Annotated in this window: 3 protein-coding genes and 1 rRNA gene; 3 read left to right on the top strand and 1 reads right to left on the bottom strand. The window is 49.8% G+C overall.

The features are described 5' to 3' along the window. Position 1: 1 nt before the first annotated feature. Positions 2-409 (top strand): 3-hydroxyacyl-ACP dehydratase FabZ family protein, encoded by a 408-nt coding sequence (locus ACWXW9_RS24405; protein ID WP_404581380.1) that lies wholly within the window; start codon positions 2-4, stop codon positions 407-409. Between the two features lie 92 nt (positions 410-501). Next, positions 502-24,225 carry a non-ribosomal peptide synthase/polyketide synthase gene (locus tag ACWXW9_RS24400; protein ID WP_494931538.1) on the top strand — a complete coding sequence of 7,908 codons (23,724 nt, stop codon included), beginning with the start codon at positions 502-504 and terminating at the stop codon, positions 24,223-24,225. 109 nt (positions 24,226-24,334) lie between these two features. Here the strand turns inward: ACWXW9_RS24400 and ACWXW9_RS24395 are convergent, their stop codons facing one another. Next, a complete protein-coding gene (locus tag ACWXW9_RS24395) occupies positions 24,335-25,369 on the bottom strand; it encodes an alpha/beta fold hydrolase (RefSeq protein WP_494931537.1) in 1,035 nt (344 codons plus the stop codon). 641 nt (positions 25,370-26,010) lie between these two features. Here ACWXW9_RS24395 and ACWXW9_RS24390 point away from each other — a divergent pair. After that, positions 26,011-26,101: ribosomal RNA gene (locus ACWXW9_RS24390) — 16S ribosomal RNA — on the top strand; the annotation flags it as partial.

The raw sequence follows: 26,101 nt of genomic DNA, 5'->3' as shown, positions 1-26,101 counted from the left end.
TGTGAGTGAAGAGCTAATCCATATCCCGGATGTGCTTCCGCACAGGTACCCGTTTCTTCTGCTGGATGGCGTGACTGGGTACGAAACATCGCAATGGGCGAAGGGGTACAAGCTTGTCACCTGGAGTGAGTGGTTTATTACAGAGGCTAATCCATATATGCCTTCTATGTTGATCGTGGAGTCGCTGGCACAATTGGCGGCATTCGCTGCGATTGACAAAAAAGGCATTTCATATCTGACCAACCTTAATGGAGTTCGATTCCATAGCTTGGCGAAGCCAGGGGACCGAATTGATCTCCATTTTCAAGTCAACAAGCGTCGGCGGGGCTATATACTCGGAAGCGGTCGGGCTTCTGTAGGTGAGCGTTTGGTGGCTGAGGCGGAAGAAATTGTTTCACTTGATCAATGAGCGGAGGAAGCGCACGTTAAATGGTCCTTTTGTCCTCCTGACTGCCAGTAGCAGCGGGAGGATACTCACATCACGGAATAGGAGTGAACGAGATGAATGACATGCAGTTATATGATTTAACAAATGCGCAGAAACGTATATGGTATACCGAATTACTCTATCCAGATACGTCAGTGTCACAGCTTTCCGGTACAGCCAAGATGAAGGGCCGTATCCATATCGCTGCCTTCATGCAGTCCATTAATTTGATTATCAAACAGTATGATGCGTTCCGCATTCGTATCACCTCAGTGGATGGAGTGCCTCAGCAGTATGTCGTTCCTTATGAAGAGAGACAGTTGGAGTATCTGGACCTTACCCACTATGAAAGTATCTCTGAGGTGGAAGCCTTACTTGAGCAACACAAAAGCAAACCCTTGCAACTGCTGGATTCTGAGCTATTCCAGTTTTTGATTGTGAAGATTAGCGAGGATGAGTATTGGATTAATACCAAGATGCACCATATTATTTCTGACGGGATCTCAATGGTGATCTATGGCAATCAATTGACGGAATTTTACATGCAGATCATTCAAGGAAATGAACCGACGCTGAATGACGATTGCTCCTATATTCAATATATTGCAGAAGAGAACGCATACGAGCTTTCTGACAGATATCAAAAGGACAAGACATACTGGCTCAATAAATTTTCTGATTTACCTGAACTTACGGGTTGGAAGTCATACAATCCGTTATCTCTGAGCACCCACGCCGTTCGGGAGCATTTTACCGTGCCAGAGGTGCTGTATCACGAGTTGCAGGCATTTTGCCAACAGAACAGGATTTCTCTGTTCCAGTTCTTCATGGGTGTGATGTATATCTACATACACAAAGTAACGAATCAGCCGGATGTGGTGATTGGTACTTCGTTCGCTAACCGTGGGAACAAAAAAGAGAAGCAAAAGATCGGTATGTTCGTTAGTACGGCTGCAGCCAGAACATACGTCGAAAAGGACATGGATGTGCTGAGCTTCCTGCAGGAAGTAGCCAGGGATCAAATGTCAATCCTGCGGCATCAGAAGTATCCATATAATCAGTTAATTCAGGATCTTAGAGAAATGCATGGTAACAGGGATATCCAGCGGCTTTTTGGCGTCTCCATGGAATACCGTCTTATCAATTGGGTTGATTTGGATGACGTGCGCATTTTGACGGATTATGATTTCTGCGGCGACGAAGTGAACGATTTCGTGCTTCATATCGTGGAGATCCTGGATGAAGGCGAGCTGGTACTGGATGTCGATTACCGGACGAAGTTGTTTGAACGCAGTGAAGTTAAGGACATGGTTTCCCAGTTGCTTACGATCGCCGAGCAGATCATTCATGCACCGCAGCTTTCCATCGCCGAGGTAAACCTATTGGGTGAAGCAGAAGAGCAATCCATTTTGGCTCTTTCGGAAGGCGTTGCAGTCGATTATCCGCGTGAAAAGACAATCCATGGCTTATTCGAAGAACAAGCCGAGCGCATGCCAGATCACGTAGCCGTTCAGATGGGCGAGCAGAGTATTACATACCTAGCTCTAAACGAGCAGGCTAACCAGCTTGCGAGATATTTGCGCACCGAAGGCGTTGGTGCAGATGTACTCGTGGGGATTATGGCTGATCGTTCCCTGGAAATGGTCGTCGGCATGCTGGCGGTTTTGAAGGCGGGAGGAGCCTATGTGCCCATTGATCCCGATTATCCCGAAGAACGTATTCGTTACATGCTAGAGGATTCAGGAGTCCGTCTGTTGCTCACCCAAAGCCATCTATGGGAGAGTACCACATTTGACGGAAAGCTTGTGAATCTGGACGAAGTTGCATCGTATAAAGGGGACACTTCAAATCTGGAGAGCATTTCGGGGGCGAGCAATCTTGCCTATGTTATCTATACGTCGGGTACAACTGGCAAGCCGAAGGGAACTCTGATCGAGCATAAAAATGTAGTTCGACTGCTCTTTAACGATAAAAATTTATTTGATTTCAGCGCTCATGATACGTGGACGCTATTCCATTCGTTCTGCTTTGACTTCTCCGTTTGGGAGATGTATGGAGCCCTTCTCTACGGAGGAAAATTGGTGATTGTTCCGTCTCTTACAGCCAAGAGTCCAGCAGCTTTCCTGAAGTTGTTGAAAGACAACAAAGTCACCATTTTGAACCAGACACCAACGTATTTTTATCAGGTGCTACAGGAAGAATTGGCGCACTCTTCGACAGAGCTTAGCCTTAGAAAAATCATTTTTGGTGGAGAGGCCTTAAGCCCATCTCTTCTGAGAAACTGGCGGGTCAAGTATCCTGATGTGCAACTGATTAATATGTACGGAATTACGGAAACAACGGTCCATGTCACCTACAAGGAAATCACGGAACATGAGATTGAAGCGGGGAAAAGCAATATTGGTAGAACGATTCCGACACTTAGCGCTTACATTTTTGATGAGCAAAGACGTCTGCAGCCTGTTGGGGTTCCGGGGGAGCTATACATCGCGGGCGACGGTCTTGCCCGAGGGTATTTGAACCGTCCAGAGTTGACGGCTGAAAAATTCGTAGAACATCCATTTCGGGCGGGAGAGCGGATGTACCGTACTGGGGATCTGGCTCGCTGGTTGCCTGATGGTAATATCGAATATTTGGGCCGGATCGACCATCAGGTCAAAATTCGCGGCTACCGAATTGAGCTTGGCGAGGTGGAAGCCCAAATTCTCAAGGCTCCGAATGTAAGGGAAACGATTGTCCTCGCACGGGACGACGAACAGGGCCAAAAATTGCTTTGCGCCTACTACGTGGCCTCCACCGACCTTTCGCCGGGCGAATTGAGATCTCAGCTGGCAGTGGAACTACCAGCCTACATGATCCCCTCTTATTTTGTCCGGCTGGAGCAAATGCCGCTTACGCCAAATGGTAAGCTGGATCGTCGCGCGCTGCCAGATCCTGAAGGCAGTGTACAATCCAGCGAGGTTTATCTGGCTCCGAGAACTGCTGCGGAAGCGCAGATGGTGCTAATCTGGCAAGATATCCTGGGAGTTACCCGCGTCGGTGTCAGAGATAATTTCTTTGAAATTGGTGGTCACTCTTTGCGGGCAACATTGCTCGTTTCGCGGATTCACAAAGAGTTGGGATGTAGCATTTCGCTGCGCGAAGTGTTTCAGTCGCCTACGGTTGAGTCTTTGGCGCAACTGGTCAAAAAGCACATTCCGACAGTGTATGAATCCATCCCACAGGCGGAGGAAAGCGCATCTTACCCAGTGTCCTCAGCGCAAAAGCGGTTATACGTGTTGAGACAAATGGACGGAGGAGAGCTCAGCTACAATATGCCAGGGGTCTTCACAGTGGATGGACCGTTGGATCGCGTACGGCTGGAGTCTGCGTTCCAGGCACTCATCCAGCGTCACGAATCGCTGAGAACGGGCTTCTATATGAAGGATGGAGAGCTTGTTCAGCGTGTGCATAAGGAAGTGCCGTTTGCGTTGGACTGCACAGAAGCTTCGGTGGAGGAGACGGATACGCTCATACGCAGCTTTATCCGTGCCTTTGATCTCAGCCAGGCCCCATTACTGCGTGTTGGCTTGGTGAAGCTGGAAGAGGAACGTCATCTGTTGCTGTTTGATATGCACCATATCATTTCGGATGGGGTTTCCATTCAAATACTGGTGGAAGAACTCACCTCATTGTATCAGGGAGAACAGCTGCCAGAACTGCACATCCAGTACAAGGATTATGCTGTATGGCAACGGGAGCATTCAGAGAACCAGTGGAAAGAGCTTGAAGCATACTGGCTGCAGGCTTTTGAAGGGGAACTGCCTGTACTTGATTTGCCTACGGATTATCAAAGACCTTCTGTTCGCAGCTTCGAGGGTAGCCGAATTGATTTTACATTGGATGCATCCGGCAATAAGGCAATACAGGAACTCGCATCCCGTACAGGTACTACGCTGTATATGGTATTGCTGGCTGCTTATTCGGTCCTGTTGCACAAATATACGGGGCAGGAGGACATCATCGTAGGTTCTCCGGTGGCCGGAAGACCGCAAGCGGAGCTTGAGAGCATCATCGGGATGTTTGTCAATACACTGGCTATGCGCAGCTATCCGGCGGGAGATAAGACATTTCAGGATTATCTTCTCGAAATCAAGGAAACGGCGCTCAAGGCGTTCGAGCATCAGGACTATCCTTTGGAAAAACTGATTGAGAAGCTGGGTGTAGGACGTGATGTCAGCCGCAATCCACTCTTTGATACTCTGTTGGTATTGCAAAATACAGAGCAGGCAGAGCAGGACATGGGCGGGCTGCGCTTTACTCCTTACCCGCTGGAGACTGTTACAGCCAAATTTGACCTGTCACTCAATGTAGAGGAGCAGGGGGCAGAGCTAGCTTTTGGTTTGGAGTATAGCACGGCTTTATATCAGCGTGAGAGTGTAGAGCGACTGGCTATGCACTTGCTTCGGGTTCTGCATGCGGTTGCTGTCAATCCCCAGTTAAAGCTGGTGGAGATTGAGATGATCACACCGGAGGAGAAGGTGCAGATCATTGAAGAATTCAATGCGACATCGGCTCCTTATCCAAGTGAGAAGACTATTCATGAGCTGTTCGCAGAGCAAGTAAAGCGTACACCGGAGCAGACGGCGCTTGTATTCGGCAATGTCCAGCTAACCTACCTCGAATTGGAAGAGAAGGCGGGGCGGCTGGCCCAAACACTGCGTCGCTTGGGAACGTTGAGGGAGCAGCCTGTGGCCGTGATGGGCGGACGAAGCATCGAGATGGTCATTGGTATGCTCGCGATACTACAGGCGGGTGGAGCCTATGTGCCTATTGATCCCGAATACCCGGAAGACCGGGTTCGTTATATGCTCAATGATTCCGGCGCCAAGCTACTACTGGTGCAAAAGGGTGAGTTTGTAAGTGTAGACTACGGTTTACCGATTGTCGACCTCAGCAGTGAAGAGGCTTATGCAGCCGAACCTGCCCAGCTGGAGACTGCCCAGGGGTCACAGGGGCTTGCTTATGTCATTTATACATCGGGAACCACAGGTAGGCCGAAGGGCGTTATGGTTGAACACCGGAACGTGGTCCGTCTGGTCAAAGAGACTAACTATGTGGAGTTGAATGAATCCACACGAATTTTGCAGACAGGAGCCGTGGCCTTCGATGCTTCTACTTTCGAGATATGGGGGGCGTTGCTTAACGGCGGACAGCTCTATTTCGTAGAGAATGACGACATTCTGATTGCTGATAGGCTCAAAGCTGCCATCGCCAAGTACAGGATTACGACGTTGTGGCTCACTTCACCGCTTTTCAATCAGCTTTCATTGCAGGATGAGTACCTGTTCAGAGGGCTAAAAACATTGCTCGTCGGCGGTGACGTACTGTCCATATCTCATATGAACCGTGTGATCGAGGCTAATCCTGATCTTGTTCCTGTCAATTGCTATGGTCCGACAGAGAATACTACCTTCTCCACCACCTACAAGATTCCGGGTCGATTTGAAGGGGGAGTACCGATTGGTCGCCCGATTAGCAACTCGACCGCTTATGTAGTCAATGGATCGCTTCAATTACAACCCATTGGTGCTTGGGGTGAACTGATTGTCGGCGGTGAAGGTGTAGCGCGCGGATATCTCAATCGGCCTGATCTCACGGCAGAAAAATTTGTCCCTAGTCCCGTGAAGGACGGAGAATCCTGCTACCGAACTGGTGATCTGGTACGCTGGCTTCCAGATGGCAATCTGGAATTTAAAGGAAGAATCGATGAACAGGTTAAAATACGTGGCTACCGCATTGAGCTCCCCGAAATCGAGGCTCAGTTGGCCAAGGTGGAGACGGTCATCGACGCCGTAGTAGTCGTTCGCGCGGATGAGCTTGGAGAGAAGCAGCTTTGCGCTTATTATGTGGCGGATCGCATGCTCACCGCAGGAGAAGTGCGTCTGGCTCTATCGCAGGTACTTCCGGGTTATATGATCCCGTCCTATTTTGTGCAGCTGGATCGTATGCCATTAACGTCGAACGGAAAAGTGGACCGCAGATCTCTGCCGGCTCCCCAAGTGGGTGCGCATACGGGACGGAAGTATACGGCTCCTCGTACACCGGCGGAAGAAGCCTTGGCGTCTGTTTGGCAAGGGGTGCTGGGTGCCGATCAGGTGGGTATCCATGACAATTTCTTTGAACTGGGAGGAGACTCCATTAAGGCGATTCAGGTTTCGTCACGGCTACTACAAGCTGGTTATCGCTTAGAGATGAAGGAGCTGTTCAAATCCCCAACCATTGCGGAGCTAGGCGCGGAAATACAAACCGCTGTGCGCATGGCCGAACAGGGAGCTGTGCGTGGAGCGACTTGCTTGACTCCAGTCCAACAGTGGTTCTTTGGACGGAAGCAGGCAGAGCCCCATCACTTCAATCAAGCGGTCATGCTGTACCGTGAACAGGGATTTGAGGAAAAGGCTTTGCATCAGGTGCTAAGAAAACTCGCTAAGCATCATGACGCCCTTCGCATGGTTTTCCGTCAGACAGAGCATGGCTACGAAGCTTGGAATCGTGATCTTGAAGAAGGAGAGCTTTATAACCTGCTTACCGCTGATTTACGGAATGAATCCGATCCGGCTGCAGCCATTACAACGCTGTCGGACGACATTCAGCGCAGTATCAATCTGGCAGAAGGTCCGCTGCTGAAGTTAGGACTTTTCCATTGTCAGGATGGAGACCATCTTCTGATCGTGATCCACCATTTGGTGGTGGACGGGGTATCCTGGCGGATTTTGTTCGAGGATATTGCAACAGGCTATGAGCAGGCGACTCAAGGACAAGCGTTGGTATTCCCGCAGAAGACGGATTCCTTCCTTGACTGGGGAGACGCCCTTGCTCGTTATTCGGAAGGCCCTGAAATGGAGACTCATCGGGCGTATTGGAGAGAGCTGGAGGATCAGCCACTCGAACAGTTGCCGAAGGATGAGGCTGTGGAAAACCTTCTTTTACAGGATAGCAAAGTAGTAACAGCACAATGGACTATAGAAGAAACCGACCAACTGCTGAGAAAAGCCCACCGTGCTTACCAAACGGAGACGAACGATCTGCTATTGACCGCTCTGGGCATGGCCATATCCAAGTGGTCCGGCATTGGAAAGATTGCTGTGAATCTTGAAGGCCATGGTCGTGAACCGATTATACCGAATATCGACATCACCCGTACTGTTGGCTGGTTTACAAGCCAATATCCGGTGATTTTAGACTTGGGCGATAACCTGGAAGTGGCAGCCTTGATCAAGTCTGTGAAAGAAGGGCTGCGCCAAATTCCGAACAAGGGTATCGGATACGGGTTGCTCAAAACCATGGCAAGTCAGGTGGATGCAGACAACTTCAGCTTGCAGCCTGAGATTTCTTTTAACTATCTGGGGCAATTTGATCAGGATTTGCAAGGAAGCTCGTTGCAGATTTCGCCTTATCCGACCGGAAACGCCCAAAGTTTGTTGGAGGAACCAGCCTATACGCTAGATATCAATGGCATGGTGACGGACGGAGCCCTTTCTCTGACGATTACTTATAACGGAAAACAGTATAAGTCATCTACGATGGAACAACTCACTGGATATATTGAAGAAAGCTTGCGGGAGCTTCTCCATCATTGTGTAACCCAGGAAAGAACCGTTTTGACACCAAGTGACGTGCTTGCGAAGGGTCTGAGTATTTCCGATCTGGAAGAGCTTTCTAAGCAAACCAGCCACATAGGCGATATTGAGAATGTATACAGTCTGACACCGATGCAGAAGGGCATGCTGTTTCATGATATGTTTGAGCCGCATACAGGTGCTTATTTTGAGCAGGCTGCCTTTGACTTTAAGGGGAGCTTTGATCCGGCCGTCTTTGGACAAAGTCTCGATGCCTTAGTGGAGCGTCATGCCATCCTCCGGACGAACTTTTATAACGGATGGGGCAGCGAGCCTTTACAGGTTGTTTTTCGGCACAGAGGCGCCAAGCTGGTGTACGAAGACCTGCGGGAGATGGACGAAACGCAGCGCGAAGCTTATTTGAAGACATTTGCTGCAAAGGACAAGGCACAGGGCTTCAACTTATCTGAGGATGAGCTTCTACGTGTTTCGATTTTGTGTACAGGTGAGGAGAGCTTCCGTCTCTTGTGGAGCTTTCACCACATCGTCATGGATGGATGGTGTGTTCCGTTAATTACGCAGGAGGTATTTGAACATTATTTTGCCCTCCTGGAAGGAAGAGAGCCTCAGTTGGCAGAGGTTCAGCCGTACAGTCGATATATTGAATGGCTGGAACAGCAGGATGAAGCAGCTGCGTCCAACTATTGGAGTCGATATCTGGCCGGTTACGAGCAGCAGACGCTTTTACCTCAAGTCGGGGAAGCAAGTAAAGGAGAAGGGTACGTATCAGAAAAGCAGAATTACATCCTCGGCAGGGAATTAACTGGACATCTGGAGAAGGTAGCCAGAGATGCTCATGTCACGATGAATATATTGCTGCAATCCATATGGGGCATTGTACTTCAACGCTATAACGGTAGCCGGGATGTCGTATACGGAAGTGTAGTATCAGGCAGACCAGCAGAAATTCCGGGCATTGATCGGATGATCGGTTTGTTCATCAATACGATTCCAGTCCGTGTGAAGACGGAGGAAAATCTCCCCTTCTCAGTTTTGATGAAGCAGCAGCAGGAACAATTTATGGCTTCCCATATGTATGACACCTACCCGCTGTTTGAGATTCAGGCTCAGACCGATCAGAAACAGGACTTAATCTCACATATTATGGTGTTTGAGAACTATCCTGTTGAGGAGGAGGTAGAACGTCTGGGTGGTGGCGAGGCTGACTTTGAGATTGAGGACGCCGAGCTTCTGGAGCAAACGAATTACGATTTTAACTTAATTATCCTGCCTGGCAAAGAGATGAGATTGCTATTCCAGTACAATGCACTTGTGTATGATCAAGTGACGATTGAGCAAATCAAGGGACATCTGGTTCACCTCATGGAACAAATTGTGGAGAATCCTGCAATTTCCGTGGATGCTCTGGAATTGGTCACGCCGCAGGAGAGAGAGCTGATTCTGGACGTATGGGGTAACACGAAAGTCAGTTACGAGCACTGTAACACGTTCCACGGGTTGTTGGAGGAACAGGCGGGACGAACGCCGGAGGCGACTGCCATTGTGTTCGAGGATGAGATGCTGACCTATGCCGAGCTCAATGCAAAAGCCAACGGACTGGCAAGAAAACTGCGTAATCAGGGAATCCAGACGGGAGATCTGGTGGGGCTGATTGCTGAACGGTCGTCCGAAATGATCGTTGGAATCTACGGCATTATGAAAGCCGGAGGTGCCTATGTTCCAATTGATCCAGAGTATCCGAAAGAACGGATCAGTTACATGCTTGAAGATTCCGGAGCAAAGCTGGTCCTTACACAGGCCCGCCTCTTGGAGCATCTTGGATGGACGGAAAATGTTTTGTTGCTGGATGAACCATCGACATATGATGCCGATACCTCGAATTTGAAGGATACTGTTGGCCCGGATGATCTGGCTTATGTGATCTATACTTCAGGTACGACGGGTCAGCCTAAGGGCGTATTAGTCGAACATCGGGGACTACAAAATCTTTCGGACGTATACGGGACATACTTCGAAGTTACACCGCAGGACCGAATCGTTCAGTTTGCAAGTCTGTCATTTGATGCATCGGTTTCGGAAGTTTTAACGGCACTAAGCCATGGGGCTGCTCTGTGCATCCCTTCTACACAAGACATTTTAGATTATGCCTTGTTCGAACAGTTCATAAACGACAAGGGAATTACGATAGCGACTCTGCCACCAGCTTACGCTATCCACCTTGAGCCTGAGCGCCTGCCAGCACTGCGATGCCTGCTTACCGCCGGATCAGCCGCATCTGTCGAGTTGATCGAAAAGTGGAGGAAGCATGTACGCTACTCCAATGGCTACGGCCCAACGGAGGACTCTATTTGCACCACAATCTGGTCTGTTCCGGATAGCGAGGAAACGCTGGAAACAGTATCCATTGGCCGACCTATTGCTAACCATAGTGTGTACGTGTTGGATGAGCATCTCAGATTGCAGCCTGTCGGCGTAGTTGGAGAGCTATGCATTTCAGGTATCGGGTTAGCACGGGGGTATCATAACCGACCTGCGTTAATGGACGAGAAGTTCGTCGAAAATCCGTTCACTCCAGGGGAGCGTATGTATCGGACAGGTGACTTGGTTCGCTGGTTACCGAACGGTACCATCGAATACGTGGGCCGAATAGATCATCAAGTCAAAATTCGCGGCTATCGGATCGAGCTGGGTGAGGTAGAAGCACAAATGCTCAGAGTGCAGTCCGTTCAGGAAGTCGTGGCCATGGCTGTGGAAGGCGATGACGGTCAGAAGGATCTGGTCGCTTACTTCGTAGCCGCTCGGGAGCTGGAGGTATCCGAGCTCCAGACAGTTCTGTCGGAGATGTTACCTGGATATATGATCCCTTCCCGCTTCATACAACTGGAGGATATACCTCTGACGTCGAACGGGAAAATCAATCGAAAAGCGTTGCAGGGAGAGCGCGGATGGGCAGTTGCTTCATCTGTAGCTCCGAAGACACCTTTGGAAATTCAATTAGCTGAAATTTGGCAAGAAGTGTTGGGTGTAGAGAATGCGGGAGTGAAGGATAATTTCTTCCATTTTGGAGGTCACTCCCTGCGTGCAGCTCTGCTAGTCTCACGAATTCGCAAGGAAATGAACCGCGATATTAGTCTGAGAGAAGTGTTCGATTCTCCTACAATTGAAGGATTGGCTCGCGCCATTGAGGGCTATACACCGCTCAATTTTGAAGAAATTCCTACGGCGGAAGTGCGTGAGCACTACCCACTGTCCTCAGCCCAAAAACGGCTGTTTATTCTAAGTCAGCTGGAAGGCGGAGAGCTGAGCTACAATATGCCGGGAATCCTTACGGTTGAGGGAGCCTTGGATCGGGAACGGCTGGAACAGGCATTCCGTCGTCTGATTCATCGCCATGGTTCGCTGCGTACCCGTTTTGTGACTGTTAACGGCGAACCCGTACAGCAGATCCTGACGGATGTTCTGTTTACTGTGGAATATGCGGAATTGAGCGAGGAAGAGGCAGAAGCTTCCCTTCAGCAATTTGTCCGTCCTTTCGATCTTGGCGAAGCTCCATTGCTGCGGGTCGGCCTTATCCGAATTGCGCATGAGCGCCATTTACTGTTGTTTGATATGCATCATATTGTCTCAGATGGTGTTTCTATGAATATTCTCATAGAAGAGTTTCTCCGCTTCTACCAAGAGGAGGACTTATTACCTGCACTACAGATCCAGTACACAGACTATGCGGTATGGCAGCAGGAGCAACTCGGAAGCGAACGTCTCAAAGCCCAGGAAGCCTACTGGCTGGATGCATTCCGTGGAAGCTTGCCAGTGCTGGATTTGCCGGGAGATGAAGTCCGTCCTGCGGTGCGAAGCTTTGCGGGGGATCGGATCGACTTCTGTATTGATTCTTCTCTGAGCGGTTCACTCCAGCAGCTGGCAGCACGGACGGGCTCCACTCTGTTCATGGTACTGCTGGCAGCCTATACAGCGCTTCTACACAAGTACACAGGTCAGGAAGATGTCATTGTCGGTTCACCTGTGGCTGGGAGATCCCATACGACACTCGAAGGCCTCATCGGTATGTTCGTCGGCACACTGGCACTGCGTACTTATCCAGAAGGGGAGAAGTCTTTCGAGACTTATTTGCAGGAAGTGAAGGAAACAGCGCTGCGGGCCTATGAAAACCAGGATTATCCGTTCGAGGAGCTGGTAGAAAAGCTGGAGCTTCAGCGTGACCTGAGCCGCAACCCGTTATTTGATACCATGTTTGTCCTGCAAAATATCGAGCAGGGAGAACAAGAAATAGAGGGATTGCGTTTCACTCCTTACGATAATGTACATCCTGCTGCCAAGTTCGACCTCACGCTGACCGTAAGTGAAGCGGATGGGGCATTGGATTGCACGCTTGAGTACTCGACTGCGATCTACAAGCGAGAGACTGCTGAACGAATGGCAGGCCACTTTGTACAGCTTATTCGGGAAGCAACCGCCAATCCGGCAATGCCGTTGTCATCCCTTGATATCGTGACACCTCAGGAAAAATCAAAGCTGATGCAGGAGTCGGCCGAAGCCAGAGCAGATTATCCTCGTGACAAGACGATTCATGCGTTGTTCGAGGAACAGGCTGCTCGTACTCCGAATGCAATAGCAGTCGTATGTGAAGAGGCAACCCTGTCCTACAGCGAGCTGAACGAACGGGCAAACAGACTTGCCAGAACGCTCCGCGAGCGTGGCCTCCAACCAGATGGTTTGGCTGGAATCATGGCGGATCGTTCCCTCGAAATGGTCGTCGGGATTTTGGCCATTTTGAAGGCGGGCGGAGCTTACGTCCCTGTGGACCCTGAATATCCGGAGGACCGCATACGCTTTATGCTTGAGGATTCAGGAGCCAAGCTACTGCTGACACAAGCGCATCTGGAGAAACATGTCTCCTTCGCCGGGGACATCGTCAATCTGGACGAGACGGCTTCCTACAAGGAAGATATCTCAAACCTAAAGTCTACAACCGGACCGGAGCATCTTGCCTACGTCATCTACACATCGGGTACGACAGGCAAGCCAAAGGGAACGCTGATCGAACACAAAAATGTAGTTCGCTTGCTCTTTAATGATAAAAATATGTTTGATTTCGGTCCTCAGGATACGTGGACACTGTTCCATTCATTCTGCTTTGACTTCTCCGTATGGGAGATGTATGGGGCATTGCTGAATGGAGGTCGTCTGGTCATCGTTCCATCGCTTACGGCGAAGAGTCCAGATCGTTTCTTGCAATTGCTTAAGGACCAGAAGGTCACTGTCTTGAACCAGACGCCGACATACTTCTATCAATTACTACAGGAAGAGCTTGGTCATCACGCGGCAGAACTGAGTCTCCGTATGATTATCTTCGGTGGCGAGGCATTAAGCCCGGCCTTGCTCAAGGACTGGAGAACGAAGTACCCACAAGTGCAGCTCATCAACATGTACGGCATTACCGAAACAACCGTGCATGTAACATACAAGGAAATTACAGAGCTGGAAATTGAACAGGGCCGCAGCAATATCGGTACCACGATTCCGACGCTGCGTGCATACATTCTGGATGAACAACGCCGTCCACAGCCGATTGGCATTCCAGGTGAACTCTACGTGGCGGGCGAAGGACTGGCGCGCGGCTACCTGAACCGACCGGAATTGACGGAAGAGAAGTTTGTCGCTCATCCGTTTGAAGCGGGCGAGCGTATGTACCGCTCGGGTGACCTGGCACGCTGGCTGCCTGATGGAAGCATGGAGTATTTGGGACGGATTGACCACCAGGTTAAAATCCGGGGTTACCGCATCGAGCTGGGCGAAGTGGAAGCGAAGCTGCTCCATGCTCCGTCTGTAAGGGAGGCTGTAGTGCTCGCTCAGGAGGATGGAAGTGGACAAAAGGTGCTTGTCGGCTATTTTACAGCCGATCAGATACTGACGGTAGGCGAATTGAGAAAAGCCTTGGCCGCAGAGCTGCCAGCTTATATGATTCCGTCTTACTTCATGCAATTGGAACAAATGCCATTGACGCCAAATGGCAAGCTGGATCGCAAAGCACTTCCGGCTCCGGAGGCCAATGTGCAGACTGGAGCAGTTTATGAACCGCCAAGGACGAAGGCTGAGGAAGCCTTGGCGTCCGTATGGCAAGGGGTGCTGGGAGCACAGAAGGTCGGCATCCATGATCATTTCTTCGATCTGGGTGGTGACTCCATCAAGGCGATCCAGGTATCCTCAAGATTGTTCCAAGCCGGGTATAAGCTAGAGATGAAGGATCTCTTCAAATATCCGACAATTGCTGAGCTAAGCCCGTATCTTCAAGTAGCCGGACGCACAGCAGAACAGGGTGAAATTAAAGGCGCAGCAGAGCTGATGCCAATTCAGCGGTGGTTCTTTGAGCGTCATACAGAGGAGCCGCATCATTACAATCATGCCGTCATGCTCTATCGGAAAGACGGCTTTGACGAGGCTGCACTCCGGTTGACAATGACCCAAATTGCTACCCACCATGACGCGCTGCGTATGGTCTTCCGGTCTACAGAGGCCGGATATGCAGCCTGGAATCGTGGAACGGATGAAGGCGAGCTCTATACATTGGATATAGACGATGTGCGACAGGCAGAAGACCAGGTTGCTGCCGTTCAAGCCAAAGCCGATGCCATTCAGGCAAGCTTCCACTTGGAAGACGGCCCGCTGTTCAAGCTAGGCTTGTTCCATTGTGACGATGGTGATCATTTGTTGATTGTCATCCATCACCTCTTGGTTGATGGCGTATCCTGGCGCATCCTGTTTGAGGATATCGCAGCGGGATACGAGCAGGCGTTGAATGGACAAGCGATTGTCCTTCCACAAAAGACAGATTCGTATCTTGTATGGTCTGAACAAGCGGCGAAGTATGCAGCAGGGCCTGCACTGGACAAGGAGCGTGCATACTGGCAGCAGATCGAGGATACAATTCTGGCCCCACTGCCAAAAGATGAAGATCAGGAGCCAGGCACCATTCGGGATACCGAGTCGGTAACGGTAACGTGGTCTGCGCAGGAAACAGACCTGCTGCTGCGACAAGCGAACCGGGCGTATCATACGGAGACGAATGATTTGCTCTTGACTGCGCTGGGGGCAGCAATACAGCGCTGGACAGGCATGGAGCAGATTTTGGTCAATCTTGAAGGGCATGGACGGGAAATGATCATACCGGAACTGGATATCACCCGTACCGTGGGCTGGTTCACAACCCAGTATCCGGTTCTGCTGAACCTTCAAGACGGACAGGAAGTATCTGCACGAATCAAGCGTATCAAGGAGAATTTGCGCCAGATTCCGCACAAAGGAATCGGCTACGGCCTTCTGAAGTATATGGCACTGGAGAAAAGTGGCGGGTTCGGCGTAGAGCCGGAGATTTCCTTCAACTATCTTGGACAGTTTGATCAGGACTTGGAGGGTAATGCCCTTAGCCTATCCACACATTCCGTCGGTAAGGCGCTCAGCGATCACACACCACAGCAATATGCTTTGGATGTGAATGGCATGATTGCCGAAGGCCAGCTATCACTGACGGTTACGTACAGCAGCAGGCAGTATCGCAAGGAGACGGTGAATCATTTTGCCGAATTATTACAGTCCAGCCTTAGTGAGGTTATCCGGCATTGCGTGGCGCAGGAGCGCTCACAGCTTACGCCAAGTGATGTTTTGTTCCAGGGATTAGCGCTGGAGCAGCTTGATCGACTTACGGAGCAGACGGCCCACATTGGAGAGATTGAAGATGTGTACAAGCTTACGCCAATGCAGAAGGGGATGCTGTTTCACAGCCTGCTGGAGCCAGACTCCTCTTCATACTTCGAGCAGGCTACGTTCGAGCTGCGAGGCAGCTTCGATGTAGAGACCTTCTTCGAGAGCTTCCAAGCTTTGGTGCAAAGACATGCCATACTGCGTACCAACTTTTACAACAACATTGGTGATTTACCGCTGCAAGTCGTCTTTAAGCAACGGCCAATCCCATTGCACTACGTAGATCTGCGTGCCGCAACTTTGCAAGAGCAAGAAGCCCAGATCAAGGCTTACACTGCTGAGGATATGGCTAAGGGGTTCAGCTTGTCGGAAGATCCGCTGATGCGGGTAAGCGTCTTGCAAACAGAACAAAGCTCTCTGGTATTATGGAGCTTTCATCATATTGTCATGGATGGCTGGTGCATCCCGATCATTACACAGGAGCTATTCGATTATTATTCTGCCCTGCGCCAGCAAGTACAGCCTGTGCTGCCGCCAGCTCAGCCCTATAGCCGTTATATTGAGTGGCTTGATGCACAGGATGATGAGGAAGCTTCCACATATTGGAGCCAATACCTCAAGGACTATGATGGGAATACCGTATTGCCGGAAGGCAAAACGAAATCTCAAGCTAAAGAAGCGGGCTATGTTCTGAATGAGCATGTTCTCCATCTGGGTGCATCCTTGACCGGTAAAATGGATACTGTCGCTAAGCGAAACCACGTGACCGTCAACACACTCATGCAGACAGCCTGGGGACTGATTCTTCAACGTTACAATGCCAGCTCGGATGTGGTTTTCGGCGGCGTTGTATCGGGCAGACCGGCTGAGATTGCAGGGATCGAAAATATGGTGGGTCTGTTCATTAATACAGTACCTATCCGTGTACAGTCCTCCAAAGACGAAGCCTTTGTCGAGGTGATGAAACGTACACAGGCACAATCATTGGCTAGTCGTGCCTACGACACCTATCCACTGTATGAGATTCAGGGGAAAACAACCCAAAAGCAGGACCTGATTTCTCATATTATGATCTTTGAAAATTATCCGCTCGACGAGCAGGTGGAGCAATCGGGTAATCAAAATGAGGACAATCTCGAAGTCGCGAACTTCACCATGTTTGAACAAACGAACTATGACTTTAACCTGGTTGTGATTCCAGGCGAGGATATCAAGGTTTGCATTCGTTACAATGCTTTGGTCTACGAACAAGAAAGCATTGCACGAATCGGTGGACATTTGTTGCAAATGCTTGATCAGGTAGCTACTCGTCCGCAAGCGACCATAGAGGAACTGGAGATTGTAACATCTGAGGAACGGGTGAAACTGCTAGACTGGGGTGGCAAGGCCCATACCTATCCAACTGATCAGGGTCTGCATACCTTGTTTGAAGAACAGGTTGTCCGTACGCCAGATAAGATTGCAGCTGTTAACGGCGATATTCAGGTCACGTATCGGGAGTTGAACGAGCAGGCGAACAGATTGGCCTCCACCTTGATCGCCCAGGGACTTCGGAGTGAACAAGTGGTTGGTCTGTTGGCGGATCGGTCTGTGGAACTGCTTGTCGCCATTATGGGTGTGCTCAAAGCGGGCGGGTCCTATGTACCTATTGATCCTGAATATCCGCAGGAACGGATTCAGTATATTCTAAAGGATTCCGGCGCTGAGATTTTGCTCACACAGAGCCACTTGACGGAGCTGGCCTCCTTTGAGGGAACGGTTATGGAATTGGATTCCCCGCACATCTACGGAGACGGGGGGGATAACCCTAATCTACCTGTGAGAGGAAACGATCTGGTGTATTTAATCTATACATCGGGTACAACAGGAAATCCGAAGGGAACCATGATTAACCATAAAGGGATCGTGAACTACATCTGGTGGGCCAATAAGGTCTACTGTGCAGGGAAAACAACAGATTTTCCGCTGTACTCGTCCATTTCATTTGACCTGACGCTGACATCAATTTTCACTCCATTAATTAACGGAGGATTAGTACGGATTTACGATGGTATAGATAAGGCGGAGGTTGTTCAGCATATTTTGCGCGAAAATGCGGTGGACATTCTCAAGCTGACGCCAACTCATCTCAGTCTGATTAAAGATATGACCATCCCGGCGGAAAGTCGCATTCAGCAGCTCATTGTGGGTGGAGAGAATTTGACCACACATTTGTCGCAAACCATCACAGATCTCTTTGGCGGCAACATCAAAATTTACAATGAATACGGTCCTACCGAAACGGTCGTCGGCTGCATGATTCACCTTTATGATCCTGTGAAGGATACACGTGAATCCGTACCTATTGGATTGCCGGCAGACAACATATACATCCATATCCTGGATGACCAGCTTCGTCTCGTACCATTAGGCGTGGAGGGCGAAATGTACATCGCCGGGGACGGGGTAGCCCGCGGATACCTGAACCGTCCTGAGCTTACCGCAGAAAAATTCATTAGAGACCCGTTCGCCTCGGAAGGAAATATGTATCGAACCGGGGATTTGGCCCGTCGTCTCCCTAATGGACACATTGAGTACATTGGACGTATTGACCATCAAGTTAAAATACGGGGCTATCGTATAGAGCTTGGTGAGATTGAGGCCAAGCTGCTGGATATTCCACTTATCGAGGAAGCTCTCGTTGTTGCGTGGGCAGATGCCCATGGACAGAAGTCTCTGTGTGCCTACTTCGTAGCTGATCGGGAAATGTCTGTCAGCGAGCTGCGGAACGAACTTTCTGGACTGCCTGCATATATGATCCCGTCCTACTTCGTCCAACTGGACGTGATGCCTTTGACACCGAATGGCAAGCTGGACCGTAAGGCACTGCCTGAACCGAACTCGGGTGTGAAGGCGGGAGCGGCCTTTACTGCTCCGCGGACGGATGTGGAGAACATTTTGGCTTCGATCTGGCAAGGTGTGCTAGGTGTTCCGCTTGTCGGCATACATGACAATTTCTTTGAGCTCGGAGGCGACTCGATCAAATCGATTCAAGTATCATCAAGGCTGCTCCATGCAGGCTATAAACTTGAGATGAAGGATTTGTTCGGCTATCCAACCATTGCAGAGCTGGCCCAGCGCGTTAACGCAGTCAGCCGAATTGCAGATCAGAGCGAGGTACACGGAGCGGTAACACTGGGACCTGCCCAGCGCAGATTTTTCGACGAGCAGTCGACGGACCAGCACCACTTTAATCAGTCGGTCATGTTGTACAGACGGGAAGGCTTCAATACCGATGCGCTCGCCAAGGTTGTTCGGAAAATCGCAGAACATCATGATGCGCTGCGACTGGTGTTCCGCCAAGGAGAGCGGGGATTTGAAGCCTGGAACCGCAGCTTAGGTGAGGGTGAGCTTTATAGCCTCCAGATCCACGATCTGCAGGATGAAACAGACCCGGCTTCGGCAATAGAAGCAGGTGTGGAAGCCATTCAGCGCAGCATCTCTCTCGGTGATGGACCTCTCTTAAGATTGGGCCTGTTCCGCTGCGCGGAAGGCGAACATCTGTTAATCGTTATTCATCATCTGGCTGTTGATGGCGTATCCTGGCGCATCCTCTTTGAGGACCTGCAGGAAGGCTACGAGCAGGCAGCACGCGGAGAAGCTGTCAAGCTTCCGCAGAAGACGGATTCGTACCGTGCATGGGCCCAGGGAATCACACAATATGCGAACAGTCCGGCGGCTGAACAAGAACGCAGCTATTGGGCAGAGGTAGAAGGGGATGGCTTCGCCCCTCTTCCAAAAGACAAGGTAGACGACGCTCTTCTCATCAAAGACAGCGGGACGGTTACGGTGAGATGGTCACCAGAAGAGACAGAGCAGTTCCTGAAAGAGGCGAACCGCACTTACAACACGGAAGTTAACGATTTGCTCCTGACGGCCCTCGGCATGGCTGTTCACGAGTGGACCGGGATCGAACGTGTAGGCATCCTTCTGGAAGGACATGGACGGGAGCCTGTTGTACCTGAACTGGATATCACTCGCACTATAGGCTGGTTTACAAGTCAATACCCTGTCGCCCTTGAGATGAAAGAGGAACTGGAGATCGGCGCTAGAATCAAGCGTGTCAAGGAAGGCTTGCGTCACATTCCTAACAAAGGTGTCGGATATGGTATTTTGAAATATTTGAGCGACGTATCCGATGTCTCCTCCTTCTCTGCTGAACCGGAGATTATCTTCAACTACCTGGGACAGTTCGACCAGGATCTTGCAGGGGGGATGATGGAGGTATCGCCTTACTCAGTAGGATCTGAGGTCAGTGAGCAGATGGTACAGCATCAGGCATTGAACATTAATGGACTGATTGCCGAAGGACAACTTCAGCTTTCGGTCAGCTATAACCGTCAGCAGTTCCACACAGAGTCGGTAGAGAAGTTTGTCGGCATCCTGAAGAACCGTCTCAGCGAAGTCATTGGACATTGTGTACGCAAGGAAAGAACGGAACTTACACCAAGCGATGTACTCCTCAAAGATATCAGCCTGGAAAAAATCGAGGAGCTGGAAGAGCAGACACGGCATATCGGCAGTATTGAAAATATTTATAAACTGACACCGATGCAAAAGGGCATGTTGTTCCACAGCTTGCTGGAGCCTCATTCGGAAGTCTACTTTGAGCAGGCTAAATTTGAAATTCACGGAGCATTCTATCCTGAGGATTTCAAACGCAGCATAAAGCATCTGATGAAACGGCATGCCATATTGAGAACGAATTTCCATGCCGGATGGGGCGATTTCCCTATACAGATTGTGTTCAAAGAAAGAGCGTGTGACTTCGTATACGAGGACCTGCACGAGCTGGAATCCGGTGAAATTGAAGTGCGTCTTTCAGCTTATACTGCTCAGGACAAAGCAAGAGGCTTTGATCTTGCTGAAGGAGCATTGCTGCGTGTTGCTATTCTACGGACAGCAGATGAGGCTTACCATCTGCTGTGGAGCTCTCATCACATCATTTTGGATGGCTGGTGTATGCCTCTTGTGCTTCAGGAAGTGTTTGAAACGTACGGGGTTCTGCGTGAGCAGAGGGAGCCTGAGCTTCCTGCTGCTGTATCGTACAGCCAGTATATTCAATGGCTGGAGGAGCAAGGTGAGGAAGAGGCATCCTCTTACTGGAGAGGTTATCTGGAAGGTTACGAACAGCAGACGAAGCTGCCGCAAGCGACAACACAGCCATTGGCAAAAGCAGAAGCCTACGTATCAGAGAAGCTTGTATTTATGTTGGATGCGGAGCTGACCGAGCGGCTGGAACAAGTGGCCAAGCAGAACCAGGTAACGATGAACACGTTGATGCAAGCAGCCTGGGGAATTGTGTTGCAGCGCTACAATAGAAGTCAGGATATCGTCTTCGGAAGTGTGGTATCGGGAAGACCTGCCGAGATTCCCGGTATCGAAAGCATGATCGGTCTCTTCATTAATACAGTTCCGGTTCGGGTACAGGCCGAGGGAAGCGATACGTTCTCCCATGTGATGAAAAGACAGCAGGAATTATATTTGGCAGGACATGCTTATGACTCCTATCCGCTCTATGAGATTCAGGCACAGAGTGAACAGAAGCAAGATTTGATTTCTCATATTATGGTATTCGAGAATTATCCGGTGGAGGAGCATCTGGAAGAGAAAATTGCCAGTGAAGAGGCTGAGTACAAAATTACGGATGTTCAGATGTTTGAACAGACGAATTATGATTTTAACCTCATTGTGCTGCCAGGCCGTAATCTGGAGTTCTTGTACCGTTACAATGCCCGCGTCTATGATCGGGAGAGCGTGGAACGGATCCAAGGGCACTTGATAAAAATTCTGGAAAGTGTATCTGTTCAGCCTGCCATTCGTATTGATGAGCTGGAGCTGATTACGCCAGAAGAGAAATCGCAGATTATAGAGGTGTGGGGCGATACAGCAGCTCCTTATCCGCATGAGAAGACCCTTCACGGCATATTTGAGGAAAAGGCTGCGCTCACACCGGATCGTACAGCACTTATTTACGGTGAAACGGAGCTTACCTACGGAGAGCTGCATCAGCAGGCGAACCGTCTTGCACGTACGCTGCGTGCTCAAGGGGTCAGACCGGACCAGCCGGTCGGCATCATGGTTGAACGTTCGCTTGAGATGATCATTGGCATCCATGCCATTCTAAAAGCGGGCGGGGCCTATGTACCGATTGATCCGGAATTCCCGGAAGATCGTATTCGCCACATGCTGGAGGATTCGGGAGCGAAGCTTCTGCTGACGAAGAACCATCTCAAAGATCGCTTTCCGTTTGCTGGCACGCTCCTGGCACTTGATGACCCGCAGGCGTATCATGCGGATGACTCGAATCTGGAGCCACTCGCCGGGCCGGAGCATCTGGCGTATATCATTTACACGTCAGGTTCAACCGGTAAGCCGAAAGGTGTAATGATTGAGCATCGCTCTGCCATCCATACGCTGAGCCAGTTGGAAGCTGAATATCCGATGATGGCAGGTGACCGATTCCTGCTCAAAACGACATTCACCTTTGACTTCTCCGTTCCGGAGCTATTCTGCTGGTTCTTTGGGCAGGGAACTCTCGTGATCTTGCCGCAGGGCGCGGACAAAGATCCGGTGGCACTGTTGGAGGCCGTGGATACGAGCCGTATCACGCATCTCAATCTGGTGCCGTCGATGCTCAGTGTTCTTGTTCAATATTTGAAAGAAGGCGGCAGCCAAGGATTCCTTACTTTGAAATACCTGTTTGCCTGCGGCGAGACGCTGCCCGCCAAACTTGTGGAAGAGTACTATAAAGTATCTCCATACGCAGTGCTGGAGAACATCTATGGTCCTACGGAGGCGGCCGTATATGCGACCCGATATACAACGAGCCTTGAGACTGCTGCGCTAACGCATGTACCTATCGGTAAACCGTACGCTAATGTCCAAGTATGGATGATGGACAATGCTTCTCAGGTATCACCTGTAGGTGTACCGGGAGAACTCTGCATTGCAGGCGAAGGGGTAGCGCGAGGGTACTTCAACCAGCCGGACCTGACGGCAGAGAAGTTCATTCCTCACCCGTACAAACCGGGAGCGCGGATTTACCGGACGGGCGATTTGGCCCGATGGCTGCCAGACGGGAATATTGAGTATTTGGGGCGGATCGATCACCAGGTAAAAATCCGGGGTTACCGCATTGAGCTGGGGGAAGTGGAAGCACAAATTTTGAAAGTGCCATCTGTGCAGGAAACGGTTGTTCTTGCACTGGCTGATTCCACTGGAAGTACTCAGCTTTGTGCATACTTTGTGGCCGAAGAGGGGCTTGCAGCGGGCGTACTACGCGAGGCACTGGCCAGCGAGCTGCCAAGCTACATGATTCCGACTGCTTTCGTACAGCTGGCACAAATGCCGCTGAATCCAAATGGAAAATTGGATCGCAAAGCGCTGCCGGCACCGGAAGCACTTCTGCGGAGCACAGCGGAGTACATCCCGCCGCGTACGCCGACAGAAGTAGAGCTAGCGCAGATCTGGTCCGAGGTACTCGGCGTGCAGGAAATCGGGGTCAAAGATCATTTCTTCGAACTTGGGGGCCATTCCCTGAAAGTATTGGGATTGATCCAAAAGATCTCAACCGGCATGGGTGTTCAGCTTCCGCTCCAACTCGTGTTTAATCTTCCGACTGTTGAGCAAATGGCCCATGAAATATCCAAGCTGCGGGCAACAGCTGCTCCTGATGAAGAAGAAATGGAAATTATCCACTTCCCAGGGAAAGGAACACTTAAAGTGTTTTGCTTCCCTCCTCGGGTAGGTTACTCTCTGGGGTACTATGAGATGGCCAATGAGCTGGAAGGACATTGCGAGGTGTTCGGGCTGGAATTTATCGGCGATCGTTTCCAGGGCCAAGACATGCTGGATCGATACATGGATGCCATCGTGGATATTCAAGCTGAGGGCCCATATGTCTTCCTGGGATACTCCCTCGGAGGAAATCTGGCCTTCGAGGTGGCCAAAGCCATGGAAAGCCGAGGTCACCATGTCAGCGACCTTATTATGGTGGATGCTATGAGAAAGATGTCCAAGGATGAATCGACACCGGAGCAGCTTGAGGAGATTGTCGAGACGGTGCTGGACAGCATTGGGGACCAGTACAAATCATTTCTCGCCGATCCAGCTGACAGAGCGCGAGTCAAAGACAAAATGTTGATCTACTCCATCTACCGCAATGAGCTTATTAACGTAGGTGGGGTTCAGGCGAATATCCATGCCTTGGTTGCAGAGGACGATAGTATTGGTCCGGTGACATCATCGGATAAACTGCTATGGCAACAGGCAACGCTTGGTCAATACGAAGAGTATGGAGTCATCGGTACGCACGATGTGCTGCTTGATTCCGGTTATATCGGGGAAAATGCTAAAGTGCTGAGACAGATACTTGGCAAGGTCGCAGAGACCTCATCTAAAAACAAGCCCATTTTGTCCTAAGCTCAATCAAGCATAATAAGTGTTAGGCAGCAAAGACGCCCGGATTCCTTTATATGAAGGAACTCGGGCGTCTTTTGTTTTTTTATGCTGTCATTAACATATAAAGTCCCTAATCATCTGTGTATGCTTTAGATATGGCTGACTGAAAGTGACTGGTGTCGGTGATGAGTTCACGGATTACTTGGATGACAAGCTCCGGTTGATCATGGATAATCATATGCTCGCTCTTCTTGGCAACAATAAATTTGCTGTTTGGAGAGATGCTAAGCATCTCGCGCTGTCCAATTTGCCAACTTTGTTCGATCTGATCATTTCCACGTTTACTAATACCGAACTGAGTCAAATCTTGTTGAATGCCCCGGGCAATCACGCGTACAGGGAGGTTACCCAGATGCTGTCCCCGTATGGCATCTTCGGTAGTGCTCGCTAGATCACCCTCCTCCGCAACAGATCGGAAGTATTTAGAAGAAGCGACAATATTCACAAAAGATTTTCTATCTTGATATTCGACCCGACCCGTTAGCATAAAATTGGGGAACAGGCGAAAAGCCCCTGACTTTTCTAGGAGAATGGATATTAACGGGGAGGGATTGACCTTAGGCCGTTCCTTGGCATAGATTTCATTTGTCCGGCGAGCGTCATTCTCAGGCCTGGCATCCACCAGAACCAATCCTGCCACTTCGTCTTTGTATATCTGCGCGTACAGTCTTGAGTACATCCCTCCGAGGGAATGGCCTACCAGAATATAAGGAGCTTGGATGTCTGCGTTTTTTAAGGCGACATGAAGCTCTCGAACGATGTTTTCCCCAGTTCGTGGAGTAGCAGCCTCCTCGCTCCAGGCATAGCCTGCCCGGTCATAAGATACAACAGTGGCCAATGATGACAGCTTTTCGGGAATATCTCTCCAGGACAGGCTACTTTCCCCACTCCCCGATTCAAACAGTATGGTCGGAGAGCCGCTCCCAAGTTTGTGAATATGAAGTCGATAGCCCCCGGCGTCGACCATTTCCCCCAGAGGGGGGGACTGCAATTTATCCTGTTTGGATGCAATCCACTCATACATAAATCCAGAGATAACGACAAGCAGTAAGCAAGAGATGACAAAAAACACAATTCTCGTCCATGTTCGCCTTCGTTGCTTCATTTGAAGATCTACTCCTCTATAGTGTTATAATTAATCATCAGCTAATGTCATATGAAACAAAATTTTTTTTGTGTGGTTTGTGACTTGCTGAAGATTTCATGTAAACTATCAAAATGAAGTTGCCTAATATCTGCATACTCTCTATTAGAGGGTGGGTGGTTAGGCGATGGAGTTCTCTTATCATGTTTACCCATCCTTTCTTTGTCAAATCATCAATGTTAAAGAAAAATCAGACTTTGAACTTAAATTGTAATGAGTAATACGGGAGGTTATAAACAATTTAATAAAAAAGGTTGCATTTAAATACCTAGTATGATATATTCTAATTCCGGCCAAGAAATACAATATTGCGAGCGAATGTTACAAAAAAAGATTTTAAAAAATGCTTGCAAAGTTGGTTCGGACATGATAAGATATAAGAGTTGGTAAGGCGACAAGCTGAGTCAACGAAAAAGAAATGTTTGATCTTTGAAAACTGAACAACGAGTGAGTGAATGATTTTGTTCGCAAAATCAACCACGAAGATTTCGGTGCATACCGCAAGGTTGCATGAAATCGGAGTGAAAAAAAAGAGATATTTTTATCTCGTCAGTTTCAAAATGAGCACATCGCTCTTTCTATATACCAACTTCGGTTGGTCTTTAATGGAGAGTTTGATCCTGGCTCAGGACGAACGCTGGCGGCGTGCCTAATACATGCAAGTCGAGCGGGGTTGTTGTGGAAGCTTGCTTT

The sequence above is a fragment of the Paenibacillus sp. LT-B23 genome, from assembly GCF_059417685.1.
This window is presented reverse-complemented; position numbering and strand designations above follow the sequence as displayed.